The sequence below is a fragment of the Winogradskyella vidalii genome, assembly GCF_013403955.1.
Lineage (GTDB): Bacteria > Bacteroidota > Bacteroidia > Flavobacteriales > Flavobacteriaceae > Winogradskyella > Winogradskyella vidalii.
In genome coordinates this window covers 162,478-187,441 of record NZ_JABFDG010000004.1, presented here as the reverse complement: position 1 = coordinate 187,441, position 24,964 = coordinate 162,478, and the positions used below count along the sequence as shown (strand labels likewise).

The following is a 24,964-nucleotide window of genomic DNA, read 5'->3' as shown; positions in this document are numbered from 1 at the left end:
TTTCACTAAATAACCCCTATGAGATTAGTTTTTAAGGCAAATCAAAAGGTGTATTACAACTTTGAAGCCATAATTAAGGCATTATAAGCGTTAACTATTTTTCCTGTTTTAGATAAGTCTGAAAATGGTAAAACGTTAGAAGCTTCACCACCTACAACAACTCTTGTAGTAATAGGTAAACCAGACTCTAAAACCACTTGTTTAACTTGCGCAGCACTCAATTTAGGAAAATAAGAACGTACTAATGCAGCAACACCAGCTACTGCAGGCGAAGCCATTGACGTACCACTGTTTGGTTGATATTCGTTTTCTGGAGTTGTAGAATAAATTGCAGATCCTGGTGCAAAAACATCGACATTGTTTTTACCATAGTTAGAAAAACCAGAAACAATATTTGAACCATATTTCGAAGTTATAGAACCGACTCTAATATAGGTTTCTGAAATTTCAACAAAGTCTACATTATCATCTGGAAAATTTGGTTCAACATCTACATCTTCACTAGAATTACCAGCTGCATGTACAAAAACAACATCGTTATCTGATGCATATTTAATAGCATCTCTTACCCAGTCTGCATGTGGAGAAAATGATTTTCCAAAGCTTCCATTAATAACTTTAGCACCATTATCTACAGCATACCGAATCGCTAAGGCGATATCTTTATCGTACTCATCACCATTTGGAACCGCTCTTATAGACATAATTTCTACATGGTTTGCAACTCCATTTGCGCCTAAGCCATTATTGCGTTCTGCAGCAATAATACCAGCAACATGTGTTCCATGAGATTCAGATTTCTTAACTGGTTTAACGTTGCCGTTACCATAACCTGTATCCGTAAGATCATTAATATCATCACCAGTAGTACGACCAGAAAAATCGATATTAAAATGATAGTTTAAACGCTCGTTAATGCTTTCTAAAGCATTGTTAATTTCTTTTTTAGCTTCTGCTAAAGATATACCGTTGGCTTGCATTCCATTAGCCACTTGAATCGCTTGAGATAAAGTTTCATCTTCAGTTTCAATAGCATTAACCTCTTCAATGGTATAGTCACTTTTACCAAAGTGTTTTGTTAAAGCCTCATGAGCACCGTTTACAGCGAGCGCAATTTGTTCATATCTTATTTTTGTACTTTGGTATTGTTGCTGTTCTTCTTCGTGTAAGGCAACCGCTTCATTGTAACGTGGGTCAGATGTATCTCCACTGGCAATTAAACGTACATATTCTAATTGTTCATCATAGGCATCACCTAGAAAGTTCCAACCATGTACATCATCAACATAGCCATTTTTGTCATCATCTATGCCGTTGTTTGGTATTTCGTCTTCATTGGTCCAAAGGACATTTCTTAAGTCTTCATGATCAATATCAATACCAGAATCGATAACAGCAACAATAACTTTGTCACCTTTTTTGTCTTTAATGATTTCCGTATAAGCTTTATCAACACTCATTCCAGGAATGGTATCTTTTACAAGGTCTAAATGGCCCCAATTATTCGCTTCTGCTTCTGTTAGCTCCGTTACTTTTAGAGGAGTGCTGTCTATGTTTTCAATTGGAGTTGAAAGGATTTCAGAAGTACTTCCACATCCTAAAAATAAGGTTCCTACAAACCCTAAATAGGCTATTGATTTGTAATTAAATTTCATTTGTTTTTTATTGTTTTTATTGAATAGTTACATGTAGGTTTAACCATCATTACTAGGATGGTACAACTTTTACATGTTTGTTGTTCTGTTTTTTACACTTTAGTTAAATAGTGCTTTTGTAGTAAATGTTTCATTGAGCCTTACCCCCTTTTCGGTATGCTTAACGGTAATGATTTCGTTATGCGCATCATGTTCTAAAAAGAGATAGAAATTATTATCGGCTGCCATATTTAAAAACACCTCTTTTTCATCGAGCGTTAATAAAGGTCTTGTATCATAACCCATAACAAATGGCATAGGCAAATGACCCACAGTTGGTAGTAAATCGGCCATAAAACAAATGGTTTTTCCTTGGTATTGTAGCATCGGTATCATTTGTTTATCGGTATGACCATCAGCAAAGAAGATATCAAAACCTAAAGCAGAATCTTTTAAAATATGCTGATCAGAGACCCCTGTAAACTTCAATTGTCCACTTTCTTCCATAGGAAGAATATTTTCCTTTAAAAATGAAGCACGTTCTCTTCGGTTGGGTTGGGTAGCCCACTTCCAATGATTTTCATTGCTCCAAAAATGGGCATTCTTAAATGCTGGCTCGTAGCCGGTTCGGTCTTTATTCCACTGAATACTTCCACCACAATGATCAAAATGAAGATGCGTCATAAACACGTCTGTAATATCATCACGATGAAAACCATGAGCCGCTAATGATTTATCTATAGTATCATCACCCCAAAGGTAATAATAGCCAAAAAACTTGTCATTTTGTTTGTCACCCATACCGGTGTCAATTAAAATGAGACGGTCGCCATCTTCTATTAATAAACAGCGTGCTGCAATGTCTATCATGTTATTGTTATCAGCAGGATTGGTGCGCTGCCATAATGGTTTTGGTACCACGCCAAACATGGCGCCACCATCGAGTTTAAAGTTTCCGGCTTGGATTGGATATAACTGCATATGAATACGTTATTGTTGAACTACGCAAATTACTAAAAGCGCCAAAATAAAACGATTAAAGCGCTAATTATTACAGGATATTTAACAATTAGCACCTTATCGCTTTAAACTCCTTTTAAAAATAATTATATTTAGGTATAAAATCTCCCTTTAAAATGAAACGCATAATAAAAGCACCATTGCAAATTAAGAAAATGAAATTGTTGCGATTTGGGCGCGATTTTAAACCCGATCAACAAGTTATTTTAAGAGACTATCTTGCTATTGAACGCACACGTTTAGCCAATGAGCGTACACTTCTATCTTACATAAGATCATCACTTTATTTACTATTAGGTGCCATTGCACTTTTTCAATTAAAAGAGTTTGCAAATTTTGAATATTTAGCATTAACCGCACTGATTTTTAGTGTGATATTTTTTATTATTGGTGTCTACCGATTCACACTTTTAAAAAAGAGTTTAAAACATTTGTATTACAAATCTGAAGAAAAAGAATCTGAAGATGAGACCGCGTAAAGTGACTTCTATAAGGGCTTATTAATTTCTTTTATTAGGTCTAAAATTTTACCTTTCAATTTTACAAATAACCATTTATTAAGTATTATAAATATATTTGAAGCTGCCTATAAAAGTAGAATTTAGTACTTTCACAAAAAAGTAGATACATGTTAGAATTAGCAGGAATCATTATCCTTGGAATATTAGCACAATGGGTGGCTTGGAAGTTTAAGATTCCGGCGATTTTACCTTTAATCCTAATTGGTTTATTAGTAGGTCCTATTGCTGCACAGTTTTTAAGTGAAGATGGTACCAAATGGATTGAACCAATTTACAATCCGATATTAGACGAATTTGGTAAGCCCATTTTAGATGAGGACGGAAAAATAATTCCTGGAAAGGGCTTGTTTCCTGGCGATAGTTTATACTATTTTGTGTCCCTTGCCATAAGTATTATTTTATTTGAAGGTGGCTTAACTTTAAAACGCGCCGAGTTAAAAAATGTAGGACCTGTAATTACGAAACTTATTACCGTTGGTTCTGCGATTACGTTTTTTGGATCCGGAATTGTTGCACATTATATTTTTAACTTAAGTTGGGATTTATCATTCCTATTTGCGGGTCTTATTATTGTTACGGGACCCACAGTAATCACTCCTATTTTACGTAATATTCCACTTAAAAAAGATGTCTCAACGGTTTTAAAATGGGAAGGGATTCTTATTGATCCTATTGGTGCCTTAGTAGCCGTTTTAGTCTTTGAGTTTATAAGTGTTGGTGGCGATAGTGGTTTTACTAAAACGGCGCTTATTGAGTTTGGAAAAATTGTATTGTTTGGCACTACTTTCGGATTTACGTTTGCCCATGCTTTAGCTTTTGCGATTAATAAAAAACTGATTCCGCATTATTTATTAAATGTAGTTTCACTGTCAACGGTATTACTTGTTTTTGTAGAATCTGAATTATTTGCACACGAATCTGGTTTACTAGCTGTTGTGGTGATGGGTATGGTTCTAGGAAATAGCAAAATCGAAAATTTAAAGGAACTCCTCTATTTTAAAGAATCGTTAAGTGTATTATTAATCTCTATTTTATTTATTCTCTTAGCTGCTAATATTAATATCGATGATTTATTATTGCTTTACACCTGGAAAACAGCGATACTTTTTGCTATCGTTGTCTTTTTAGTTAGACCTTTTGCTGTTTTTGTAAGTACTTATGGCTCTAAGCTAAATTTTAATGAGAAGTTGTTTATAAGTTGGGTTGGCCCTCGTGGTATAGTCGCCGCAGGTATTGCATCACTTTTTGGTAGTAAACTTATGAAACAAGGCATAGAAGGTGCTGAATACATTACGCCTTTAGTATTTATGATAGTTTTAGGGACGGTTTTACTAAATGCTACAACAGCCCGTTTATTTGCGCGATTAGTTGGGGTGTTTTTAACCAAATCTAATGGCATCTTAATTGTTGGCGCTTCAAAATTATCACGGTTATTAGGCCACTATTTAGTCAACAATGGGCGCCATGTGGTATTAATAGATAGTAATCAAAATAATATTGACAAGGCCAAAGAATTAGGTCTTGAAGCGCTAAGTTCTAATATTTATGCGGATACCCTTTCGGATAATATTGAGTTAAATGATGTGGGCTATATAATGGCAATGACCGGAAACTCGGATATTAATGCTTATGTTATTGAGAAATTTAGTAAAGAATTTGGTGAGAATGGCGCTTATAGACTAGTCACTTCTGATGAAATGAATTCTCCTGAGAAAAGTCCGAAGGAGGGTTTATTCTCGCCTACAGATGATTATATTAATTTAACCGAAGTCATTAGAAAATATCCTGCCATACAAGAAGTCGATTTAGATGATGCAGCACACTATGAAAGCCTTATAGAAGTGGCAAGCAAAGATAAATTTATGATTCCGTTATTTTTAAAAGATGATGATGGTGAACTCCATATCATATCCGTGTACGACAGCAAAGCAGAAGCTATCAGTCAAGGTTTTAAATTGGTGTATTTGGGCAAGCCTTTTGATGTCGAGAAAGTCGTTAAAGAAGACGCTCAACAAAACGGATTAAATAAGGGCCTCTAAATTACAAATTTATGATTCTCAGAGCTTATAATCATATGCACGTGCATTAGACCTTTATTTGCGATACAATAATTTAAGGAGTCGTCTAGTATTTTAAATATTATAGATTTAGAAAACAAGTCCACCCAATTAATATTAGTGATGGTTATAAAAGTGGGTTGTGTACTATAGATTATCTTATACTTATATTTCGTAAGTATAAGATAATCATTGTATTAAATAATAGTCACGCTTTGAAAAAGCGCGCCAGTTTAAACAGGAATTGAATTAATCATTCAACTTTAAAACCGCCATAAATGCTTGTTGAGGTATTTCTACATTACCAACTTGGCGCATACGTTTTTTACCTTTTTTCTGTTTTTCAAGTAATTTACGCTTACGAGAAATATCACCACCATAACATTTAGCGGTTACATCTTTTCGAAGTGCTTTTACAGTTTCACGAGCAATAATTTTAGCTCCAATAGCTGCTTGAATTGGAATATCAAACTGTTGTCTTGGGATTAATTCCTTTAACTTTTCACACATCTTTTTACCAATATGATGCGCATTATCAGCGTGAATTAATGCCGAAAGAGCATCAACAGGTTGTGCATTTAATAAAACGTCTAATCTTACCAATTTAGACACCTTCATGCCAATTGGAGAATAATCAAACGAGGCATAGCCTTTAGAGACTGTTTTTAAGCGGTCGTAGAAATCAAAGACAATTTCTGCTAGTGGCATTTCAAAAATTAACTCAACACGTTCTGTAGTCAAATAGGTCTGATTAACAATCATACCACGTTTTTCAATACAAAGGCTCATCACGTTACCTACAAAATCAGACTTGGTAATGATAGTTGCTTTTATAAAGGGCTCTTCTACCCTATTTACGGTAGTTGGTTCTGGTAAATCACTTGGATTATTAACAATAAAAGCTTCATCAGGATTTTTATTAGTATAAGCATGATAGGATACGTTAGGAACCGTTGTAATCACGGTCATATCAAACTCACGCTCTAAACGTTCTTGAATAATTTCCATATGCAACATTCCTAAAAATCCACAACGGAAACCAAATCCTAAAGCAGCTGAACTTTCGGGCTGAAAAACTAAAGAAGCATCATTAAGTTGAAGCTTCTCCATAGAATTTCTTAACTCTTCGTAATCTTCAGTGTCTACAGGATAGATACCTGCAAATACCATAGGCTTAACATCCTCAAACCCTCCAATAACATTGGTTGTTGGGTTAGCAAAGTCGGTAATGGTATCACCTACTTTTACTTCTTTAGCGGTTTTAATACCTGTAATTAAATAGCCCACATCTCCAGCTTTTACACTTTGCTTTGCTATTTGAGTTAATTTTAAAGTTCCTACTTCGTCTGCAAAATATTCTTTATCTGTAGCGACGAATTTAATTTTTTGCCCTTTTTTAATTTCACCGTTAAAGACTCTAAAATAGGTTTCAATACCTCTAAATGTGTTATATACGGAATCAAATATTAAGGCTTGTAGTGGTTCATCGACATTACCTTTTGGAGCAGGAATACGTTCAATAATGGCTTTTAAAATATTTTCGACACCAAAACCTGTTTTTCCACTAGCATGAATCACTTCTTCGGGGTCACAACCTAAAAGATCAACAATATCATCAGTCACTTCTTCAGGGTTAGCACTTGGTAAATCCACTTTATTTAATACCGGAATAATTTCTAAATCATTTTCTAATGCTAAATAAAGGTTAGAAATGGTTTGTGCTTGGATACTTTGTGCGGCGTCTACAATTAATAAAGCGCCTTCACAAGCAGCAATAGAACGCGAAACTTCATAAGAGAAATCCACGTGACCTGGTGTATCAATGAGATTAAGGACATAGTTTTCGCCTTCATAGACATAGTCCATTTGTATGGCATGCGATTTTATGGTAATACCACGTTCACGCTCCAAATCCATACTATCTAAAAGTTGGGCTTGTTGCTCGCGGGCAGTTACAGAGCCCGTTACATCTAGTAAGCGATCGGCTAAGGTACTTTTTCCGTGGTCTATATGTGCAATAATGCAAAAGTTTCGTATATGCTTCATGTCTCTTTTCTAAGGCAGTGTGTAATTTGCAAATATAATCGATTTCTTGTGCTTTAATGCATCTTAAATTTGTTTTGTAAAATGTCTTTTAATGCGGAAAAACCGCAATAAAAATTAAAAAACTATTATTACCTTGCATCTTAAACCCTGTTTATGAACTTTTTCCTACGTTTCTGCACCATCTTTTTTATAGCTTCTTTTTCGGTGTCAGGACAAGATTTTTCAATTTCAGGACAAGTAGTAGATCAAAACAATACCCCCATTGTATTAGCAAATGTGGTTATTTTAACAGAAAGTGAAGGTGATTATCTCACAGGAACTTCTACTGATGATAGCGGTTTTTTTGAGTTAACTAGCTTATCTGAGACTACTTTTTTCCTACGTGTAAGTTATATTGGTTTTCAAGAGTTTCATCAAAAAATAGTGTTAACAGGAAATCTAGATCTAAAAACAATTCAACTTAGCGAAATTCCCGAAAACTTAGATGAAGTTACTGTTGTGGCTAAAAAACCAACCATAATACGCCAACCTGATCGCTTAATTTTTAATGTTGAAAACACAGCATTATCAGAAGGTTCTACACTTAATGTTTTAAAAAATACACCAGGTATTATTGTATCTGAGGGCAATATCAATATTAAAAGCGCACCAGCAGCAGTGTACATTAATAACCGACGTGTGCAACTTACTTCAGAAGAATTAATTAACCTACTAGAAAGTGCACCTGCAAACAGTATTAAATCGGTTGAGGTCATCACTAATCCACCGGCGAGTTATGATGCCGATTCAGGTGCTGTGATAAATATTATAATGAGTAAAAACTTGGTTACAGGTTATAGAGGCAGTGTATATGCCAATTATACACAAGGTGTTTTTCCGAGATACAATGCGGGAACCAGCCATTATTTTAAAAATAATAAGGTCAACCTTAATGTAAACTATAGTTATACCGATAAAAAAATCAATAGAGATCAAGACGATACAGTGAATTATTTAGATAACTCTAATGAAATAGACGAAATATGGACCTCAAATACCAACAGAAATTCGTGGACTAAAACTCATCATCTTAATCTTAATTTTGACTATTATATTAACGATAAGAACACCTTGAGTTTAACAAGTACAGGACTTTATACACCAGATTTTGAATATAAAATTAGAAATAACACGAATATTACAGACCAAAATTTAAATTTCTTATCGCGTTTTACAGCTGATAATTTTTCTAGTGACGACAAATACAACATTGGTACCGATTTAATTTTTAGACACGATTTTGATAATAGTGCCAATCTAACATTTAATGCCCATCATACAATTTACGATTATGAACGCGCGCAAAATGTAATAACTAATAATTATGATAGTAATAACCAATTTGATGACCGTTCTGAGTTTAATACCAACGCCAATCAAAACACCAATATTTTAACGGGTAAAGTTGATTATAACTTACCTATTAACGACAGTTCTAGTTTTGAAGCGGGTATAAAATACTCGCATGTAAATACAGATAGTGATATTACTAAATATGATATTATTGGCGAATCTGAAACTATAGATACCAATAATACAGACGCTTTTAAATATGAAGAAAATGTATTTGCCGCCTATACCAACTATGCCAAATCATGGGATAAATGGAATCTTAATTTGGGGTTAAGGCTAGAGCAAACCAATGTGGAAGGCGAATCTGAAACCTTAAGTGAAACCAATACACAGGAGTATTTAGATTGGTTTCCTAATGCAAGTTTATCGTATCAGCTATTAGAAGACGTAAGTGTATATGGAACTTATAAACGTAGTATTTCACGTCCCAATTATACAGACTTAAATCCCTTTACATTCTTTTTAAATGAAAACACTGTGGTATTAGGTAATCCTAATTTGGTGCCAACCTATAGAGACCATTATAAAATAGGTACCAACTTTTTAGAACATTTTACAGTTGAAGCTTACTATATGAATTTTGATGGCGATATTGTAGAGTTACCACGACAAAACAACACGACGAATACCATTGCTTATACACCTACAAATCTTGATAAAAAAGTAGAATACGGTTTCGATTTTGTTTTTGATTATTATCCAACCAGTATCTGGAACCTTTATTTTGTTACCTCATTTTACAACATTTCAGAAGAAGCTAATTTTGGGGAAGGCTTTGTAGAACAAGACCAATGGTCTAATTATAGTATTTTATATAACAGTGTATCATTATTAGACGATCAGAGTTTAAATATGAGTCTAGCATTGACTTGGGTTGGTAAGAACTTACAACAATTTCAAACTGTTGGAGATCGCTTAATTACTGAGTTAAGTGTCTCAAAATCTATTTTAAATAAAAAAGGTATAATCTCTCTCTCGGTTGAAGACCTGTTTAATCTTCATGATTACGAAACCACAGTTGATTATCTCAACCAATCGAGTTCCGGTTTTGTAGATGATGATAATCGCTATGTTAAATTAGGCTTCCGATATAATTTTGGAAACACAAAACTTAACACTAATGAACGTTCAACCAACGCAGAAGAACGTCAACGACTTAAAGATATGCAGTAGTAATAGTACGTTCTTTATTTAAATAGAAATGTAAAGTTGTGCCGTTAGGTACAATATAAGGGTGTTTATCAGTCATCGAAACTATGATGATTCCTTTTTGCAAAGGTATTTTGTTAATCCTGCCATTCCGCAATAAACAAATTCGTATCACGTCCACCACCATTATTTCGGTTAGAAGAAAAGGCTAGGTACTTTCCATCATTAGAAAACACAGGGAATGCATCAAAAGTTTCACTATGCGTAACACGTTTTAAATTCTTACCATCAATATCAATTAAATATAAATTGAAAGGAAAACCTCGTTCCGATTCAAAATTAGAAGAAAACAATATTTTCTCACCCGAAGGATGAAAAAACGGACTCCAATTGGCATTACCCAAATCGGTTAACTGACGTAAGTCAGACCCATCCGCATTACAGATATACAATTCCATTTCCGTTGGTTGAACCAAACCTTCAGCTAATAAATCCTTATACTCTTTAATTTCCTCTTCCGTTTTAGGACGCGATGATCTAAAGATTATTTTAGTGCCATCTGGTGAAAAGAAAGCACCACCATCGTAACCTAATTCGTCCGTGATTTGTTTTACATCGCTACCATCAAGATTCATGGTATACAATTCTAAATCACCACTTCTGGTCGAGGTGAATACAATTTTATCGCCTTGTGGAGAAACCGTTGGCTCAGCATCATAACCTTCTTCATTGGTTAATTGTTGTACAATATTACCTTCTAAATCCGCCACAAAAATATCGTAGCTATCATAAATTGGCCAAATGTATTTTCCATTTTTACGAAGTGGCGTTTCTGGGCAAAAATCATTCCCAAGATGTGTAGAGGCATAAATAATGTGTTTGTTGTCGGGCATAAAATAAGAACATGTAGTTCGCCCTTTTCCCGTACTTACCATAGGCGGTGCAATACTATCCGTAAAGGTTTCATTAGCATCCATTAAGAACATTTGATCACAATCAACATCCCATTTTTTATTATTAGATTGAAACACCAATTGTTTATCATCAAAGCTCCAATAGGCTTCAGCATTATCGCCACCGTAAGTGACTTGTCGCATCGATTTAAAATGTGTTTCTTCAGGGTAAATTAAAGAATCATAGGTTTCAGTGGCGCCAGACGTCGTATCCGTGGTAGCTTTTGAAGTATCGTTTTTACATGAAAAAGATAAGGTAAGTACTAATAAAACTAATAGGTAATGAGATTTCATACAATAATGGTTTATCCTTCAAGCTGTGTACCAAATTTATTTTGGTAGCTTATCCTGTAGGTCTTCTTAAGAATTAATGCCTAATTTTGTGTAAAAATAAGATTTCAATATGAAAAAATTACTCTTTTTATTGCTTTTAGCAGGAATAACCGCTTGTAAAACCGAACCAAAAGTGGCCGAAAACAAGATAAAGGAAGACGTGGCTTTTTTAGCTGATGACAAACTAGAAGGTCGCCAAACCGGAACTCAAGGCGAAATTTTAGCGTCCGAATATCTTATCAAACGTTTTAAAGCTATGGGAATACAACCCAAAGGAACAGACGGTTTTTTACAGTCCTTTTCATTCAAACCTAAAACAGACCCGCATAGTGAAGTTGAATTCACTACCAATGCTGACAGTACTATAACTGGTCACAACGTTATTGGTTTTATTGATAATAATGCCAGTCAGACCATTGTAATCGGAGCACACTACGATCATTTAGGGTATGGCGGCGATGGCTCTTTATACAGAGGCGAAGACAAAGCGATACATAATGGTGCTGACGATAATGCCAGTGGCGTTGCAATTATGCTAAATTTAGCGAGTCGCTTAAAAGTGAAAAACGAGAGTGCTGAAATTAAAGACCACAACAACTATTTGTTTTTAGCTTTTTCTGGTGAAGAAATGGGATTATTGGGTTCTAATTACTTTTCTAAAAATCCAACAATCGATTCAGAAGCTATTAATTACATGATTAATATGGATATGGTTGGTAGAATGAAAACCGATAGCACTTTAGCGGTTTATGGTACAGGAACCTCACCAATGTTTAAGCAAACCTTAAAATCAAACAACGATAAATTCAATATAGTTGAAAATGAAAGTGGCGTAGGACCAAGTGATCATACTTCATTTTATTTAATTGATATTCCGGTATTGCATTTTTTTACAGGTCAGCATGAAGATTACCACAAACCAAGTGATGACGCCGATAAGTTGAATTACGAAGGTATGAACCTTATTTCAGATTATATTTTTGATATTATTACAGATTTAGATGATAATGGCGAATTAGCCTTCAGAAAAACGAAGAACGAAAGTGAAGAAACACCACGTTTTAAAGTCGGTTTAGGCGTGGTTCCAGATTATTTATACGACGGAAAAGGCATGCGAATCGATGGAACACGAGAAGAAACTCCTGCTTTTAACGCCGGTTTACAAAAAGGCGATGTAGTAGTAAAACTAGGCGACAGCACCATCACAGATATGATGAGTTATATGCGTGCCTTATCGGTGTTTGATAATGGTGATGAAGCTGCTATTACGGTAAAACGAGGTAAAGAAGTGATTGATACTAAGGTTCAGTTTTAATCAGCCTATTCCAACCCTTCCCAAGGTAAGATTACTACTCATACGGAGAAATAACATATAGGCCTCGGAGGTTTTCAATGCCTTTTGAGGTCTTGTATTTTAGAGAGATTGAACTTTATTTAAAACATAAGTTATGAATCTTCCTAAGGGAGATTTACTAGGGTTTTAGATTCTAGTAGGTCTTTTAATAAAAAGCCCTAATTTTGCGTCAAAATAAATAGACTTGGTTAAAATAGGCGACATAGAATTACCCGACTTTCCTTTACTCTTAGCACCGATGGAAGATGTCAGCGATCCACCATTTAGAGCACTTTGCAAGGAGCAAGGCGCAGATGTGGTGTATACGGAATTTGTAAGTAGTGAAGGCTTAATTCGTAATGCTGCAAAAAGCGTTATGAAATTAGATATCTACGAAAAAGAACGTCCTGTAGGGATTCAGATTTTTGGTGCCAATATGGAAAGCATGTTGCAGACCATTGATATTGTAGAAAAATCCAATCCTGATATCATTGATATTAATTTTGGTTGTCCGGTTAAAAAGGTAGTATCTAAAGGCGCAGGAGCAGGTATTTTAAAAGATATCTGTTTAATGGAACAACTCACTGCCGAAATGGTTAAACGCACCAATTTACCTGTGACCGTTAAAACCCGTTTAGGTTGGGATCACGATTCTATAAAAATTGTTGAGGTGGCCGAGCGTTTACAAGATGTAGGCTGTAAAGCAATTTCTATACACGGCAGAACCCGAGCGCAAATGTATAAAGGGGAAGCCGACTGGAAACCTATTGCCGAGGTAAAAAATAATCCGCGTATGCATATTCCTGTATTTGGAAATGGCGATGTAGATACCCCAGAAAAAGCGATGCTCATGCGCGATTCTTATGGCTTAGATGGTGCTATGATTGGTAGAGCTTCTATAGGAAATCCATGGTTTTTTAAACAAGTGAAACACTTTTTTGAAACTGGAGAACATTTAGGTCCAATTTCTTTAGCCGAACGTGTAGAAGCCGCTAGAAGACATTTGCAAATGGCAATAGATTGGAAAGGGGAGACCTTAGGTGTTTTTGAAACCCGAAGACATTATACCAACTATTTTAAAGGCATTCCACACTTTAAGGAATACCGCATGAAAATGGTCACCAGTGACGACTCTAAAGACGTTTTTGCAGCCTTTGATGAGGTGTTAGATAAGTTTTCGGATTATCAGTTTGAGTAAAAAGTTGGAAGTTAGGAGTTGGAAGCACGAAGCATGAAGCACGAAGAATTATGAATGAAGAATTTGATAAAAATTAGAGCAATTATTGTCTTTTTTACTCCGTGTACCTCTGTGTTGCAACTTTCACGCGAAGTCGCTAAGCATTCAAATTGATTAATAAATTTAGTGTCTGATTTTCTCCGTGTAACAACTTTCCACACCAAGTCACCAAACTTTAAAAATCAACCCTTTATCAACCCAGGCGTAATCCGTTGCGAAGCAATTTTAGAAGCAATTATTCCCAACGTAAAGATAGTAGCCAGTACAATAAGCACATTAGAAAAATGAAAACGCACCGGGTAAGCCAAATCGGGAGTCAGCATTACAAATTCAAAATGTTGCTGTAAAAAGACAACCACGAGTCCAATAGTAACCCCAATAAGACCACTAATAACGGTCATTAAACTCCCCTGTAAGAAGAAAATAGATTTTATAGCCTTAGTCTCAGTACCTAAACTAAATAAGGTATTCAAAGATTTTTTTCGGTCTAAAATCATCATAATAATAGCACCAATCACATTAAAAAGCGCAATGATAATCACTAAAGTAAAGATGAGGTAAATCGCGAGGTTTTCGGTATTCAACATCTTAAAAAGCGCATCGTTAAGTTCAGCTCGGTTTTTTATATTGAATTTATTACCAAAGGTGGTTTCAAGCTGTGTTCTAACGTCATTTTCATTAGCGTCTGCTGACAATTTAAGCTCTAAAGCACTTAATTGTCGGTCTTTATAACTCAATAAGTATTTAGCGAGTTCGATATCTGAAAAAATATAATTATTATTCAGTTTTTCGTTAATTTCAAACAGTCCAACGTTATTTACATACACCGAATTATAATAGCCTTTAGGTGAGCTAGACTGCCCTTTTCCTACTTTAGGCACATAAAGTGATAAAGGTTTCAAGTAATTAATAATACCAAAGGAGAGATTATTAGAAATTCCCCAACCCGAAACCACTTCATTACTATTTGGTGTAATCCAATCTCCTTTCGTTACCATGGTATCAATATTGGTAACCTTTAAGTAGTTTTCATCCACGCCTTTTAGGGTGGCGACTAAATTTTTGTTTTCAGACCGAATAAAAATACGTTCCTCTATTATTTCAGAATAATTAGCAACACCATCTATTTTTAAGAGTGTATGAGCTTCCTGTTCGGACCATTGAAACGATTTCCCTTCTGAAGGGATTAATTTTAAATCAGGATCAACAAAAGAAGAAAAATTAAGGCTGTAATCCTTTAAGCCCGCAAATACCGAAAGGACGATAAAAAGTGCTGATGAAGCAATAATAACCCCACCAGACGCAATTAAGGTCATAATATTAATAGCATTATTACTACTTTTAGAAAGCAGGTAACGTTTTGCTATATATAAAGGAAAATTCACTTAAGATTTTTTACGCTTACTTAATAAATCGGGATCTTTAAGAGGATCATCTTCACCTTTTAAAGAACGCTCTATACCATCAATATATTCTAAAGAATCGTCAATAAAGAATTCTAATTGTGGCATACGTCTTAGTTGGTGACGTGTACGTTGAGATAACTCGTGTCTAATAAGTGGTTTATTAGATCTTATACCTTCTAATAAAGGCTGCGCTTCTTTGTTAGGAAAAATACTAAGATAGACCTTAGCTACAGAGAGGTCTGTAGTAACATTAACTTTACTCACAGAAATAATAACACCGCGCAAACCACCGTCTGTCGCTGCTTTTTGTAATACTTCTGCTAAATCTTGTTGAAGGATGCCTCCTATTTTTTTCTGTCTTTGTGTAAATTCTTCCATAATGTCCCAGTCTAACTAATCAACTGCAAAAGTAGCGGATATTTAAGGATTATCTTATTTTTGAAAGTAAATTATTAATGAGATTTCCGTTTAAGCGGTTACTGAAACAAGAAATCTTTTTTAATAATAAGGAATAATAAATAAAAAGATACCCGTTTTCACGGGCACTAAGGATGAAAAAAATAGAGCATATCGGCATTGCTGTAAAAGACATTGAAAATTCCAATCAAGTATTTAAAGCCTTATTCGGTAAAGACCATTATAAAATTGAAGACGTAGAAAGCGAAGGCGTAAAAACATCTTTTTTTAAATGTGGACCAAATAAAATCGAATTACTTCAGGCTACTAATGACGCCAGTCCTATCGCTAAATTTATTGCTAAAAAAGGGGAGGGCATGCATCACATTGCTTTTGCGGTTGATGATATTGAGTCTGAAATTCAGCGCTTAACCAACGAAGGCTTTACAATGATTCACAAACAACCTAAGCAAGGGGCCGACAATAAATTAATTGCTTTTTTGCATCCAAAATCAACCAATGGTGTTTTAATTGAGCTCTGTCAAGATATAAAGGATTAAAACGGTTTATTTTTCTTGTAGAGTTTTAAAATATGTAGTAATATTGCACTCGCTTTAGAAATAAAGAGATTGACAAATGTCAATGGTCCTATAGCTCAGTTGGTTAGAGCACCTGACTCATAATCAGGTGGTCCATGGTTCGAGTCCATGTGGGACCACTGCAATAAAGACAAGCCTTTCGAGAAATCGAGAGGTTTTCTTTTTTTGCACCAGTACAACATCTGTACAACAATTGGTGTTTCTTTTGTTTTCATTTATTCTTATCTTTAGAATGTGGAACGATTAGGTGAAATATTCGCGAATTGGTTATATCAAAGTAGAAAGGAATTTAAACTTCTCTGGGTAAGATATGGCTTGTTAACCACTGACAAACTTTCTATTGTCGTTTTAATATTATTTTGCATAATACCATTAACGCTTTATTTTTTAATTTCTACTGTAGCTTATTCCTTGATACAAATTATTGCAAGCTACATTTTCGTTACATTATTATTTAGTTTGTCATTGTTGATGGTGATTACTTGGTTTAAATCTGAGAGATTGTTCAAAAACAATATACAAGGTTTTTCTTTTTTAAAGTTGTCTCAATCAAGAATCGATACCGTTTTTTTTGGTTTTGATAATAATGATGTTGAGAATCTTTTGAGGTTAATCAATGGGCTCCCCGCAGTGCAAAAAATTGTAATAAGAGAAACGCCTAAGAACAAACAATCTGGAAACATTCGGTTTTTATTTACTTTTTTGGATTTGATAGTGCGTGGAGGGATCTTTAGAATGGAAACCAAACCCAAAGAGTCATTAAATATCCTTATGTCGAAACGCTTTACGTTTCAAGACTCAGAAATAAATCAAAATACGCTTCCTTCGAGTTACTCCAAATGGTGTTCTGCGACCGAAGAAGGGAGTTATGATGATATGCGAAGGGACATTTCAAATGCGTTGGGTATCTCTTAATATTTATAATCTTTCAATTTATAGGGAAAACTTAGGGCAATCCTAAAGCAATCGTCATTTCTCTATTGTTTTTACTGTATTTAACGTCATATGTTTGTTCTGTACAATTGAAGTGAAAGGCCTTTTACTCATTATTAATTCTTAAAACATAAAGATTATGAATGAGCAAGAAAATGTTGTGGAGTTATTGCAGGATATTAAAGGTCTGCTTTCACACAGCAAAAAAGTATTGAATATCAATGACCTTGTCAAATACACAGGTCTGTCCAAGAGTAAAATATACAAACTCTCGCAGTTAAAACTCATACCAACAGGCAAAAACAAACACATCCGTCAATTATTCTTCAGTAAAGCAGAGATTGATGAATGGCTTTTAGGAGAACCCAATCTTTCTGATGAATTCCTGGAATTGCAGTTTAATAAACAGATGCTGCGAAATAGAAAATCAGGATTATGAATGACGCAACATACATCCGAGTGGGAACGTCCTATTATAAATCAGTACAAGTGCCAACTATTGCTGGACATTTTAATGAAATCATTGTACCATGGACATTGGAAACAATTCGACAAGATCATGGAAGAAGTTTTATTGGTACCATAAAAAAATATGATGGGTTCACTTGTCTTCCAAGTCATATTGACTTTCAAAGGGAGTGTCATGGTTTCTACAATACGTATGCTCCCTTGCCTCATAAACCTGAAGAAGGTGAATTTCCTTATACTTTAAAACTATTGGATCATATTTTTGGTCAGCAATTGGATATAGGGATGGATTATTTACAATTGTTATTCGAAAAACCCATCCAGATACTACCCATCTTATGTTTGGTGTCCAAGGAGCGTTCTACCGGTAAGACGACCTTTCTAAAATGGCTAAAAATGATTTTTGACAATAATTTGACTTATCTGACCAATGATAGCTTTAGTAGCCAATTCAATGCAGATTGGGCCAATAAGCTTTTGATTTGTATAGACGAGGTGCTTTTTAATAAAGAAGAATTGACAGAGCGGATTAAGTACTTGAGCACAACCAATTTTAATAAAATTGAAGCTAAAGGAAAAGACAAAAGAGAAGTAGAATTCTTTGGGAAATTTATTCTTTGTAGTAACAACGAGGATAACTTTATTAAGATAGATAACAATGAAACCCGTTTTTGGGTATTGAGAATACCTTCCTTAAAAAAAGAGGAAACACGGTTTCTTGAATACTTGGAATCCGAAATTGCTGCATTTCTTTACCATTTACAACATCGAAAATTGATTAGTGTAAATAAAACTAGAATGTGGTTCTCTCCTTCACAAATTAAGACCAAAGCTTTGGAAAACTTAATGCAGAACAACCGAAACCGTGTAGAGAAAGAGCTTGCTAGTATTCTTCTTAGTGCCATGGAGACTTTGGAGACAGAGGAAATATGTTTATGTCCACTAGATGCCCTTCAGCTATTGAGCCGCACACGTATCAAAACGGATCTTACCCAATTGAGACATATTCTTAAAAGGGACTGGAAGTTAGTGAATCAAGATAACTCGATGTCTTATAGTAAATTAATGATTTGGCAGGACGGAGGATTGGGGTGGATGGATGCCAAGGGGCGATACTATTCTATACATAAGGATTTTCTAACGGAATATTTTTGTGAAGCTTAGAAAACGATGAAATGATGATAAAATGATGATGTGGAAATCTATTATTTACAGGTAATACAAGAGTTTATGATCAGTTCTCGTAAAAAAAGGCAGATGAAAAGAAAAACACATTACCATATTAGACTTTTTTTGATGAAACGATGACAGATAGTGCTAAAGCTAGTAAAAGCAAGGGATAAGGTTGTCATCAAACTGTCATCATTTTGTCATCAAAAAAATAATGATGACCGATTACTGTAAAAATACACGAATAGTGAAATGTGATTAAAACGATAATACCTAGACCTAATAAGAATAGGTCTTGAGGGTTTTGTTATCATATAAAATATTTTAAAACATATTGGCTTATGAAAAGAAAAATAAACTGTGAAAGAGCCCGAGCTTTTTCCATCGAAAAAGCGCTGGCAAAACTCGGGCACTTTCCAAAAAAGACAACGGAAAAAGAAGCTTGGTTTCTAAGTCCTTTCAGGTCAGAAACCCAAGCCTCTTTTAAAGTTTCTAAAACAAGGAACCGATGGTATGACTACGGCGAGGGTGTAGGCGGAAACGTAATAGACCTGGTGTGCAGAATTTTAAAATGTTCAATTAAAGAAGCTTTGGAATTCTTGAATGAAAACATAGCGACTGAATCACTCATATTAAGCGAAATTTCAAATGAAAAAGAGTCATGTATTGTTGTCACAAGCGTAAAGAAGATGACGCATCCTGCATTGATCCAATATTTAAACAGTAGAGGTATTCCATTAGGAATTGCCAAACTCTATTGTAAAGAAGTTTGGTACACATTTAATAACTCCAAGTTTTTTGCCATTGGGTTAAGGAACAATAAGGATGGTTGGGAATTGCGTAACAAGATTTTTAAAAATAGTTGCAGCCCAAAATTCTATACATATCTTCAAAGAAATAAATGTCAATTAATCATGTTGGAAGGGATGTTCGATTTATTATCCTTGGCGGTTTTAAATGAAACACTATTAAAAGATTCTGATGTGTTGATTTTAAATTCCATTTCATTTATAAAACATATAGAGACGAGAATTTTGAATTATCAAGCGGTTCATCTCTACTTAGATTGTGATTCAGCTGGACAAAATGCGGCTCAATATTTAACGACAAAATACAGTCATGTTATGGACAAAAGTGACTTCTATAAAAACCATAAAGACTTAAACGAATTTTTGTGCCATGAGAAAAGAAGAAATCATTAGTTCAGTTGATGAACAGAAGCAGGATCTAAAGATTCCTACTGAATTACTAAAACATTCTGATACTTTGGATTTGGATTTAAAAATGGATGCAACCGGTAGGGAAATTGTTCTGGGTAGGAATTCAAGATGTGTGTCTGTGGACACATTCTTGTTTGCTCCCGATGGTCGCAAAGAAAAAAAAGGAGTGTTTACGGCGAAAAAAGCCCTCGTTAAATTTAGATGTTCTGTATATGAGAAGAAGCTTTTAAGTATTAAAGCAGCAGCATCAGGATTGAGTCTGAGTGAGTATATTCGACGTGCTGTATTTGAAAAGGAAATCAAAGAACGTTTTAAGGAAGAGCATATTGAAATCTATAAAAGGCTCATTAAGTACCATAACAATTTCAAGGCCATTGGAAATATGTACAGAAAACGAAATCCCAAGTTGACAGAAGCGGTCTATGAATTGGCGAATGAAATAAAGGCTCATCTTAAAAAAATTCAGCAATGATAGGAAAGGGTAAAAGTATATCACATACCAAAGCATCGATGTCTTATGGTTGGAATCAAGAAAAGGATGCAGAAATTGTATTGAAAGAGTTTCTTCATGGAGATTCACCAGCTGAAATCACTCAAGAATTTAAAATGCTCCAGGACCAAAATTACCATTGCTCAAAAAACACGTTATCATTTGTTATAAGCCCGACCATAGACGATGGCAAAAAATTGGATAAAGCGAAATTACATAACATCACAAAACAGTTTATCAACGAAATGAAGCTTGGAGAACGACAGGCTATAGCTTTTGTTCATCAAGATAAAGATCACAAGCACATTCATTTGTATGTCAATCGTATTGATTTTAAAGGTGTAGCTTATAATGATAGTTTTATAGGAAAGCGAAGTCAATTAGCGGCAGAAAAAGTAGCTGAATATATGGGCTTAACTACGGTAAAGCAAGTGCAATTTGAAAAGGAATTCAATCTAAAAGAAATACGAACTGAAATCAAACGCAGACATGATCTAAGCATGAGACAGTTTAAACCGAAATCGTTTGATGACTACATAAAGGCAATGGAGACCAATAAGGTTAAAGTCATTCCAACGATAAACAATCAAAACAAGTTACAAGGGTTTCGGTTTGAATTTCAAGGGCATAATCTAAAGGGCAGTGAAGTGCACCGAAACATGTCTATAGGTAATATAGGGAAACAAATAGCAGGCATTGAAGGATCACAAATCTTAAAGGGTACAACGGCAGGTGTTCAAATAGCAGGTAAAATGGTTGATCTCACGCCAAACATCGCTTTAAAATTGTCCAAATTCATATTGAAAAAAGTAATTAAGAAGGCGATACAAATAGGCACTTCATATTAAATTAAAAAGATAGAATCATGAAAAAACTAGAAGAACAAATGACGCTAATGGTTAATGAGATTAACGATTTTAGAAATGGTGTAGAGCAGTTAGAAAAAATAAAGGATCAATTGAAAGCAACCAAAATCAAAATGGATTTAACAGACTATAAAACTACTATTGAAATCCATAAGCAGCAAATGACATCTTGCTTAAAATCTATAAAAAGCTTTGAAAACCGTTTTGAGAATACGATTATGCAGGCTAAAATTTATCCGAACTGGGCTGTGGTGATGTTCGTTGTTAGTGTTATAGGCAATTTAGTACTAGTTTTATATCTGTTTATGTAGTAATTCACATTAATATAGGTTATCTTATTGAGTCTTTATGCTTCAATAAAATATTCACATTATCTAAAAACTCACCTTCATCAAAGGGCAGTAATTTATTGGCTAATTGTAAGGTCTTACGAATATCCAATCCATCATCTTCAGTTCCATTGGAGTTATTGACATGACTGGCCATTATACAGACATTGATTAACGATTCAATGGTAATAAATAAATCGAGATAGCCGTCGAACTGTAAAAAAGAGGCTTTAAACTTACCCGTTTGTACATTAGAAGGTTCTAATGTTATTAATTTATATTTAGCTGATCTTATCAGCTTTTCAAGGTCTTTTCTTTTTGGTTTCATATCGTCGTATTTAAGGTTTCGGTTTTTTGAGTTCCTGTGCAGAAAGGATTTCAGTGATCTTATCCAAACAGAACATTTGGTCGTGAGGCAAGAGATCAATAACCATCTCTAGCACCTTGGTTACGCTAGTTGTTGGCGTCCTATTGCTATGTTCAGGAGATACGAAAACCCCATTGCCATCTAGTGCATAATAGCACAATTCTAAAAGTGCAGAAATACTGCTGGTTATGTCCTCATGGTCAGAGACCTCAAAACTTATGGTCTTTCTTGTTCTATTGCCATGTGGATCTAAACTTACTCCAGGGAAATTTTTAATGTGCTTCTTTATTGCCTTTAATTTCTTTTTTTCTTTCATAAGCTGTTCCTTTTCGGGTTTAAAACTATATCCTTAATGCCATCCAAAACTTCCATTTCATTATGGGGTATCATGTCTAATACATATCCTAAAACTTCTTTGATATTATGCTCTGGATTGGGAATGGATCGTGTAGAGCAGTGGTCTGTATCCATAGCTGTGATACATACCTTTAGTAGATTTGAAATCATGAAGGATGTGTCCAAATAACCTTCAGTTAGGACATCGATAGTATATAGCCCTTTTTTATGAGGATAGGGTTTTAGGGTTGAAAAGTCATTTATAGAAAGTGAATTAATAAACTTAGACAATTCTGTATCATTTGGCTGAGAAGATTCTTTTTTCGGAATACTAACATCGTTTGGATTTAATTCGTGCTTTATACAATTGTCCAACTTATTTTTAAATAACAACGTGGCTATTAATTCAATTTTAGTAGCTTTCTCTATTATTCTATGAATTTGTTCATTGTTAATATGGTAATTGTTTTCATAACGTGTAGTGATATAGGCATCATCCAATAATTTTAAAAGGTGTTTCTCTTCTTCTATTTCCGTAATGAAAAGATTACCAAGTTCAGCTGAAAATGTTTTTAGATATGTTTGAAGCTCTTTGAGACTATGACTTTTTCGTTCTTTACCCATTAAAATAAGAGCAGTATAGCGAAACCACAATTCTATATATTGGTGGAGCATAAAAGCCGCTTGATGAAGATTACTTTTTTCGACAAAAAACTTAGCACCATCCATAAATGCAGCCATTTTATAATGTTCTTTTTCGAAAATTGTCTGTATCTGATTTAGCGTTTTTTCGGTTGCATAATACTCATGAAAATTATCTAATTCTGAATTTGGATTATAGAAGATTTGTTTTTCCCATGAGCAACCATGAACAAAAAATAAGTTTTCTTCTTTTAATTGGTGATGGGCATATTCAAAAGAAAAGATTCGGTATAAGAATTCTGTTTCCTCTTGAAATATTTTAGCAACCATCGCTGATAATTCTTTGGTTAAGGAAGAACAATTTCCTTGCAGTATTATAATTAATAACGATTTGAGATATTTTCCTCCTTCGACTTTTGATTTATATACATACCTAATTTCTAAAAGAGATTTTAGTTTGTCTATGATGTGTTTTTGTTTAGTTTGAATTTTAGCATACATAATTCTCTCTCTTTTTTTAGTTATCTAAGACGATATCTCATCACTTTACAGTATAAAATAGTATCTATTAATTATACGTTAGTATTGAAAATCATTACTAATGTATTTAAAATAAATCCAAATTCAAAACAAAAGTGTAATTATTTTATACAAGAGTATATACTTTCTATATTTAAATATTCAAAAGATGTGTTATGACTAATCTAGGATTATATTTAATTAAAAAATCTATAAATAAGGCTGAAGTGGCTAGAAGAACAGGTATAAGCAAATCTCGATTGAGTCAATTAAGTGGAAATGAATCAACTAAATTGCGAGCAGATGAACTTTACTTAATTGCTTTAGCTATTGATGAAGACCCATGTGAATTATTAAATGAGGTATGTAAAGACCTTAAACTTCCGAAAGAATGTTGATTAATAGATCACGGTGAGCTAAACTTTTTAATGTCTTCTTCATAGGATTGGCTAATGATTTAAATGAACCGCTTTATTTTTCGTGATTGATTTAGAAGTATCACAAATTAAATCCACTCATAACGCGAGTAATCTTTACCCTTAAGTTAAAAACGAGAGTAATTTTTCGCTATAATTACCTTTGTTAATAAAACAAACGTAATCATTACCCTTGTATAGAATGACAAAATTTAAGAACCTTCCTCTATTACCTCCACCGGCAAGCTTAGAAACGACTAAGGTATTGCGTAAAACGATAGAGGTTAGTAGGCATTAGCACAACTAAATGGAATGCTAACTAATTTGCCAAACCCTACATTGTTTTTAGACACCATTCATTTGCAAGAAGCCAAGGCGAGCTCCGAAATAGAGAACATTATTACAACTAATGATGATTTATATAAGTCTTTGGTAGCAGACAAAAAAGTTTGATAATCCTGCCACAAAAGAAGTCATTAGCTATAAATAAGCCGTACGATATGTTCTAAAAAACGGTATCAAAAAACGTGGTGGTGACGAACTAGGTAAGACTATAATTTTAGTTAAACATAGAAAGCACGCTCAGTTTCTAAAAGACACCTTTATGGACCTGGAAAAAGAACAGTTTCGTTTAGTGCAATTCATTATATCATTAATCGGATTAAGTCTGGCGAAAGTAGATGATGCTTTTGCAAAATTCATCAATGATTATAAGCTAAATGCAGTACAAATAGAATTTTTAGACACAATTAAAAAAATCTTAACCTCGAAATGGTAAGATAGAGCCAAGTCAGTTATACGATGCACCATTTAAGAATTATCATAGTATGGGTATAGAGCCAAAAAACAGTACATAAGCAAAATATCATATGTCGTTATCTACAACTAACCAACCAATTGTTCAAGAAAGTACTCATAAAGAACGTCATTATACTTTTACAAAAGAGTTGTTTGTAAATTTAGATTGATATGTTTCTTAATTGCCGTAATGCCATGCTAGTTGTTACTTTATGGTAAACCAAATAGTCAACTTTATAGGAACAACTATAAAGTTGTAAATTTTGATAACTAGTTTCTTTAGTGTTTTTATTTAAGAGGTTGATATGCTTGTGTTTATGTGGGGGTAAGCAGC

25 protein-coding genes and 1 tRNA gene are annotated in these 24,964 nt (G+C 34.2%); 17 read left to right on the top strand and 9 right to left on the bottom strand.

Annotated features, from left to right (window positions below; all coding sequences use genetic code 11):
* Positions 1-53: 53 nt before the first annotated feature.
* Positions 54-1,655: a S8 family peptidase gene (locus HM982_RS11260; protein ID WP_179353295.1), complete on the bottom strand. Its 1,602-nt coding sequence runs from the start codon at positions 1,653-1,655 to the stop codon at positions 54-56.
* Positions 1,656-1,754: 99 nt separating this feature from the next.
* A complete protein-coding gene (locus tag HM982_RS11255) occupies positions 1,755-2,615 on the bottom strand; it encodes an MBL fold metallo-hydrolase (protein WP_179353294.1) in 861 nt (286 codons plus the stop codon).
* Positions 2,616-2,809: 194 nt separating this feature from the next.
* Here HM982_RS11255 and HM982_RS11250 point away from each other — a divergent pair, with 194 nt between their 5' ends.
* A complete protein-coding gene (locus tag HM982_RS11250) occupies positions 2,810-3,133 on the top strand; it encodes a DUF202 domain-containing protein (RefSeq protein ID WP_179353494.1) in 324 nt (107 codons plus the stop codon).
* A gap of 149 nt (positions 3,134-3,282) precedes the next feature.
* Positions 3,283-5,214 (top strand): cation:proton antiporter, encoded by a 1,932-nt coding sequence (locus tag HM982_RS11245; protein WP_179353293.1) that lies wholly within the window; start codon positions 3,283-3,285, stop codon positions 5,212-5,214.
* 267 nt (positions 5,215-5,481) lie between these two features.
* On the opposite strand, the gene lepA is transcribed toward HM982_RS11245, so the two are convergent.
* Positions 5,482-7,278: a translation elongation factor 4 gene (gene lepA / locus HM982_RS11240; RefSeq protein WP_179353291.1), complete on the bottom strand. Its 1,797-nt coding sequence runs from the start codon at positions 7,276-7,278 to the stop codon at positions 5,482-5,484.
* Positions 7,279-7,431: 153 nt separating this feature from the next.
* On the opposite strand from lepA, the gene HM982_RS11235 reads away from it, so the two are divergent.
* Positions 7,432-9,843 carry a TonB-dependent receptor domain-containing protein gene (locus tag HM982_RS11235; protein ID WP_179353289.1) on the top strand — a complete coding sequence of 804 codons (2,412 nt, stop codon included), beginning with the start codon at positions 7,432-7,434 and terminating at the stop codon, positions 9,841-9,843.
* 113 nt (positions 9,844-9,956) lie between these two features.
* Here the strand turns inward: HM982_RS11235 and HM982_RS11230 are convergent, their stop codons facing one another.
* Positions 9,957-11,066: a TolB family protein gene (locus tag HM982_RS11230; protein ID WP_179353288.1), complete on the bottom strand. Its 1,110-nt coding sequence runs from the start codon at positions 11,064-11,066 to the stop codon at positions 9,957-9,959.
* A gap of 109 nt (positions 11,067-11,175) precedes the next feature.
* Between HM982_RS11230 and HM982_RS11225 the strand changes: the two genes are divergently transcribed.
* Both HM982_RS11225 and dusB read left to right on the top strand, forming a co-directional pair.
* A complete protein-coding gene (locus HM982_RS11225; RefSeq protein WP_179353286.1) occupies positions 11,176-12,420 on the top strand; it encodes a M28 family peptidase in 1,245 nt (414 codons plus the stop codon).
* A 223-nt stretch (positions 12,421-12,643) separates the two neighbouring features.
* Positions 12,644-13,636: a tRNA dihydrouridine synthase DusB gene (gene dusB / locus HM982_RS11220; RefSeq protein WP_179353284.1), complete on the top strand. Its 993-nt coding sequence runs from the start codon at positions 12,644-12,646 to the stop codon at positions 13,634-13,636.
* 221 nt (positions 13,637-13,857) lie between these two features.
* On the opposite strand, the gene HM982_RS11215 is transcribed toward dusB, so the two are convergent.
* Complete coding sequence (locus HM982_RS11215) at positions 13,858-15,060, bottom strand: ABC transporter permease (protein ID WP_179353282.1); 1,203 nt, start codon at positions 15,058-15,060, stop codon at positions 13,858-13,860.
* Positions 15,061-15,459, bottom strand: coding sequence for a 30S ribosome-binding factor RbfA (gene rbfA / locus HM982_RS11210; protein WP_179353281.1), 399 nt, complete (start codon positions 15,457-15,459; stop codon positions 15,061-15,063).
* Positions 15,460-15,632: 173 nt separating this feature from the next.
* Here rbfA and mce point away from each other — a divergent pair, with 173 nt between their 5' ends.
* From mce to HM982_RS11165, 9 genes are all read left to right on the top strand, one after another.
* On the top strand, positions 15,633-16,037 hold the full coding sequence (gene mce, locus HM982_RS11205) for a methylmalonyl-CoA epimerase (protein WP_179353279.1): 405 nt from the start codon (positions 15,633-15,635) through the stop codon (positions 16,035-16,037).
* 84 nt (positions 16,038-16,121) lie between these two features.
* Positions 16,122-16,195: transfer RNA gene (locus HM982_RS11200), tRNA-Ile, on the top strand.
* 421 nt (positions 16,196-16,616) lie between these two features.
* Positions 16,617-16,991, top strand: coding sequence for a hypothetical protein (locus HM982_RS11195; protein ID WP_179353278.1), 375 nt, complete (start codon positions 16,617-16,619; stop codon positions 16,989-16,991).
* A 157-nt stretch (positions 16,992-17,148) separates the two neighbouring features.
* Positions 17,149-17,448, top strand: coding sequence for a helix-turn-helix transcriptional regulator (locus tag HM982_RS11190; protein ID WP_115811674.1), 300 nt, complete (start codon positions 17,149-17,151; stop codon positions 17,446-17,448).
* Positions 17,445-18,641, top strand: a complete 1,197-nt coding sequence (locus tag HM982_RS11185; RefSeq protein WP_179353276.1) for a primase-helicase family protein — start codon at positions 17,445-17,447, stop codon at positions 18,639-18,641. The genes HM982_RS11190 and HM982_RS11185 overlap by 4 nt, the downstream gene beginning before the upstream one ends.
* A 347-nt stretch (positions 18,642-18,988) precedes the next feature.
* Positions 18,989-19,849, top strand: a complete 861-nt coding sequence (locus tag HM982_RS11180) for a toprim domain-containing protein (RefSeq protein WP_179353274.1) — start codon at positions 18,989-18,991, stop codon at positions 19,847-19,849.
* Entirely contained in the window at positions 19,827-20,339 is a 513-nt protein-coding gene (gene mbpA / locus HM982_RS11175; protein ID WP_246296748.1) for a mobilization protein MbpA, read from the top strand. The genes HM982_RS11180 and mbpA overlap by 23 nt, the downstream gene beginning before the upstream one ends.
* The gene (locus HM982_RS11170) at positions 20,336-21,205 is read left to right on the top strand and encodes a relaxase/mobilization nuclease domain-containing protein (protein ID WP_179353272.1); all 870 of its coding nucleotides are present in this window, start codon (positions 20,336-20,338) and stop codon (positions 21,203-21,205) included. Before mbpA ends, HM982_RS11170 begins: the two co-directional genes overlap by 4 nt.
* A 17-nt stretch (positions 21,206-21,222) precedes the next feature.
* Positions 21,223-21,534 (top strand): DUF6730 family protein, encoded by a 312-nt coding sequence (locus HM982_RS11165; protein WP_179353271.1) that lies wholly within the window; start codon positions 21,223-21,225, stop codon positions 21,532-21,534.
* A gap of 19 nt (positions 21,535-21,553) precedes the next feature.
* Here the strand turns inward: HM982_RS11165 and HM982_RS11160 are convergent, their stop codons facing one another.
* From HM982_RS11160 to HM982_RS11150, 3 genes are read right to left on the bottom strand one after another with little or no spacing between them, the layout of a single operon-like run.
* Entirely contained in the window at positions 21,554-21,880 is a 327-nt protein-coding gene (locus HM982_RS11160) for a hypothetical protein (RefSeq protein WP_179353269.1), read from the bottom strand.
* 10 nt (positions 21,881-21,890) lie between these two features.
* Positions 21,891-22,235 carry a hypothetical protein gene (locus tag HM982_RS11155; protein WP_179353267.1) on the bottom strand — a complete coding sequence of 115 codons (345 nt, stop codon included), beginning with the start codon at positions 22,233-22,235 and terminating at the stop codon, positions 21,891-21,893.
* Positions 22,232-23,398: a HEPN domain-containing protein gene (locus tag HM982_RS11150; protein ID WP_179353264.1), complete on the bottom strand. Its 1,167-nt coding sequence runs from the start codon at positions 23,396-23,398 to the stop codon at positions 22,232-22,234. Before HM982_RS11150 ends, HM982_RS11155 begins: the two co-directional genes overlap by 4 nt.
* A 194-nt stretch (positions 23,399-23,592) precedes the next feature.
* On the opposite strand from HM982_RS11150, the gene HM982_RS11145 reads away from it, so the two are divergent.
* The 3 genes from HM982_RS11145 to HM982_RS11135 all read left to right on the top strand — a co-directional run bounded on the left by HM982_RS11145 (position 23,593) and on the right by HM982_RS11135 (position 24,610).
* Positions 23,593-23,814 (top strand): helix-turn-helix domain-containing protein, encoded by a 222-nt coding sequence (locus tag HM982_RS11145; protein ID WP_179353262.1) that lies wholly within the window; start codon positions 23,593-23,595, stop codon positions 23,812-23,814.
* Positions 23,815-24,144: 330 nt separating this feature from the next.
* Positions 24,145-24,285, top strand: coding sequence for a Fic/DOC family N-terminal domain-containing protein (locus HM982_RS18530; protein ID WP_246296746.1), 141 nt, complete (start codon positions 24,145-24,147; stop codon positions 24,283-24,285).
* A gap of 151 nt (positions 24,286-24,436) precedes the next feature.
* Positions 24,437-24,610, top strand: coding sequence for a hypothetical protein (locus HM982_RS11135; RefSeq protein ID WP_179353261.1), 174 nt, complete (start codon positions 24,437-24,439; stop codon positions 24,608-24,610).
* Positions 24,611-24,964: the final 354 nt, after the last annotated feature.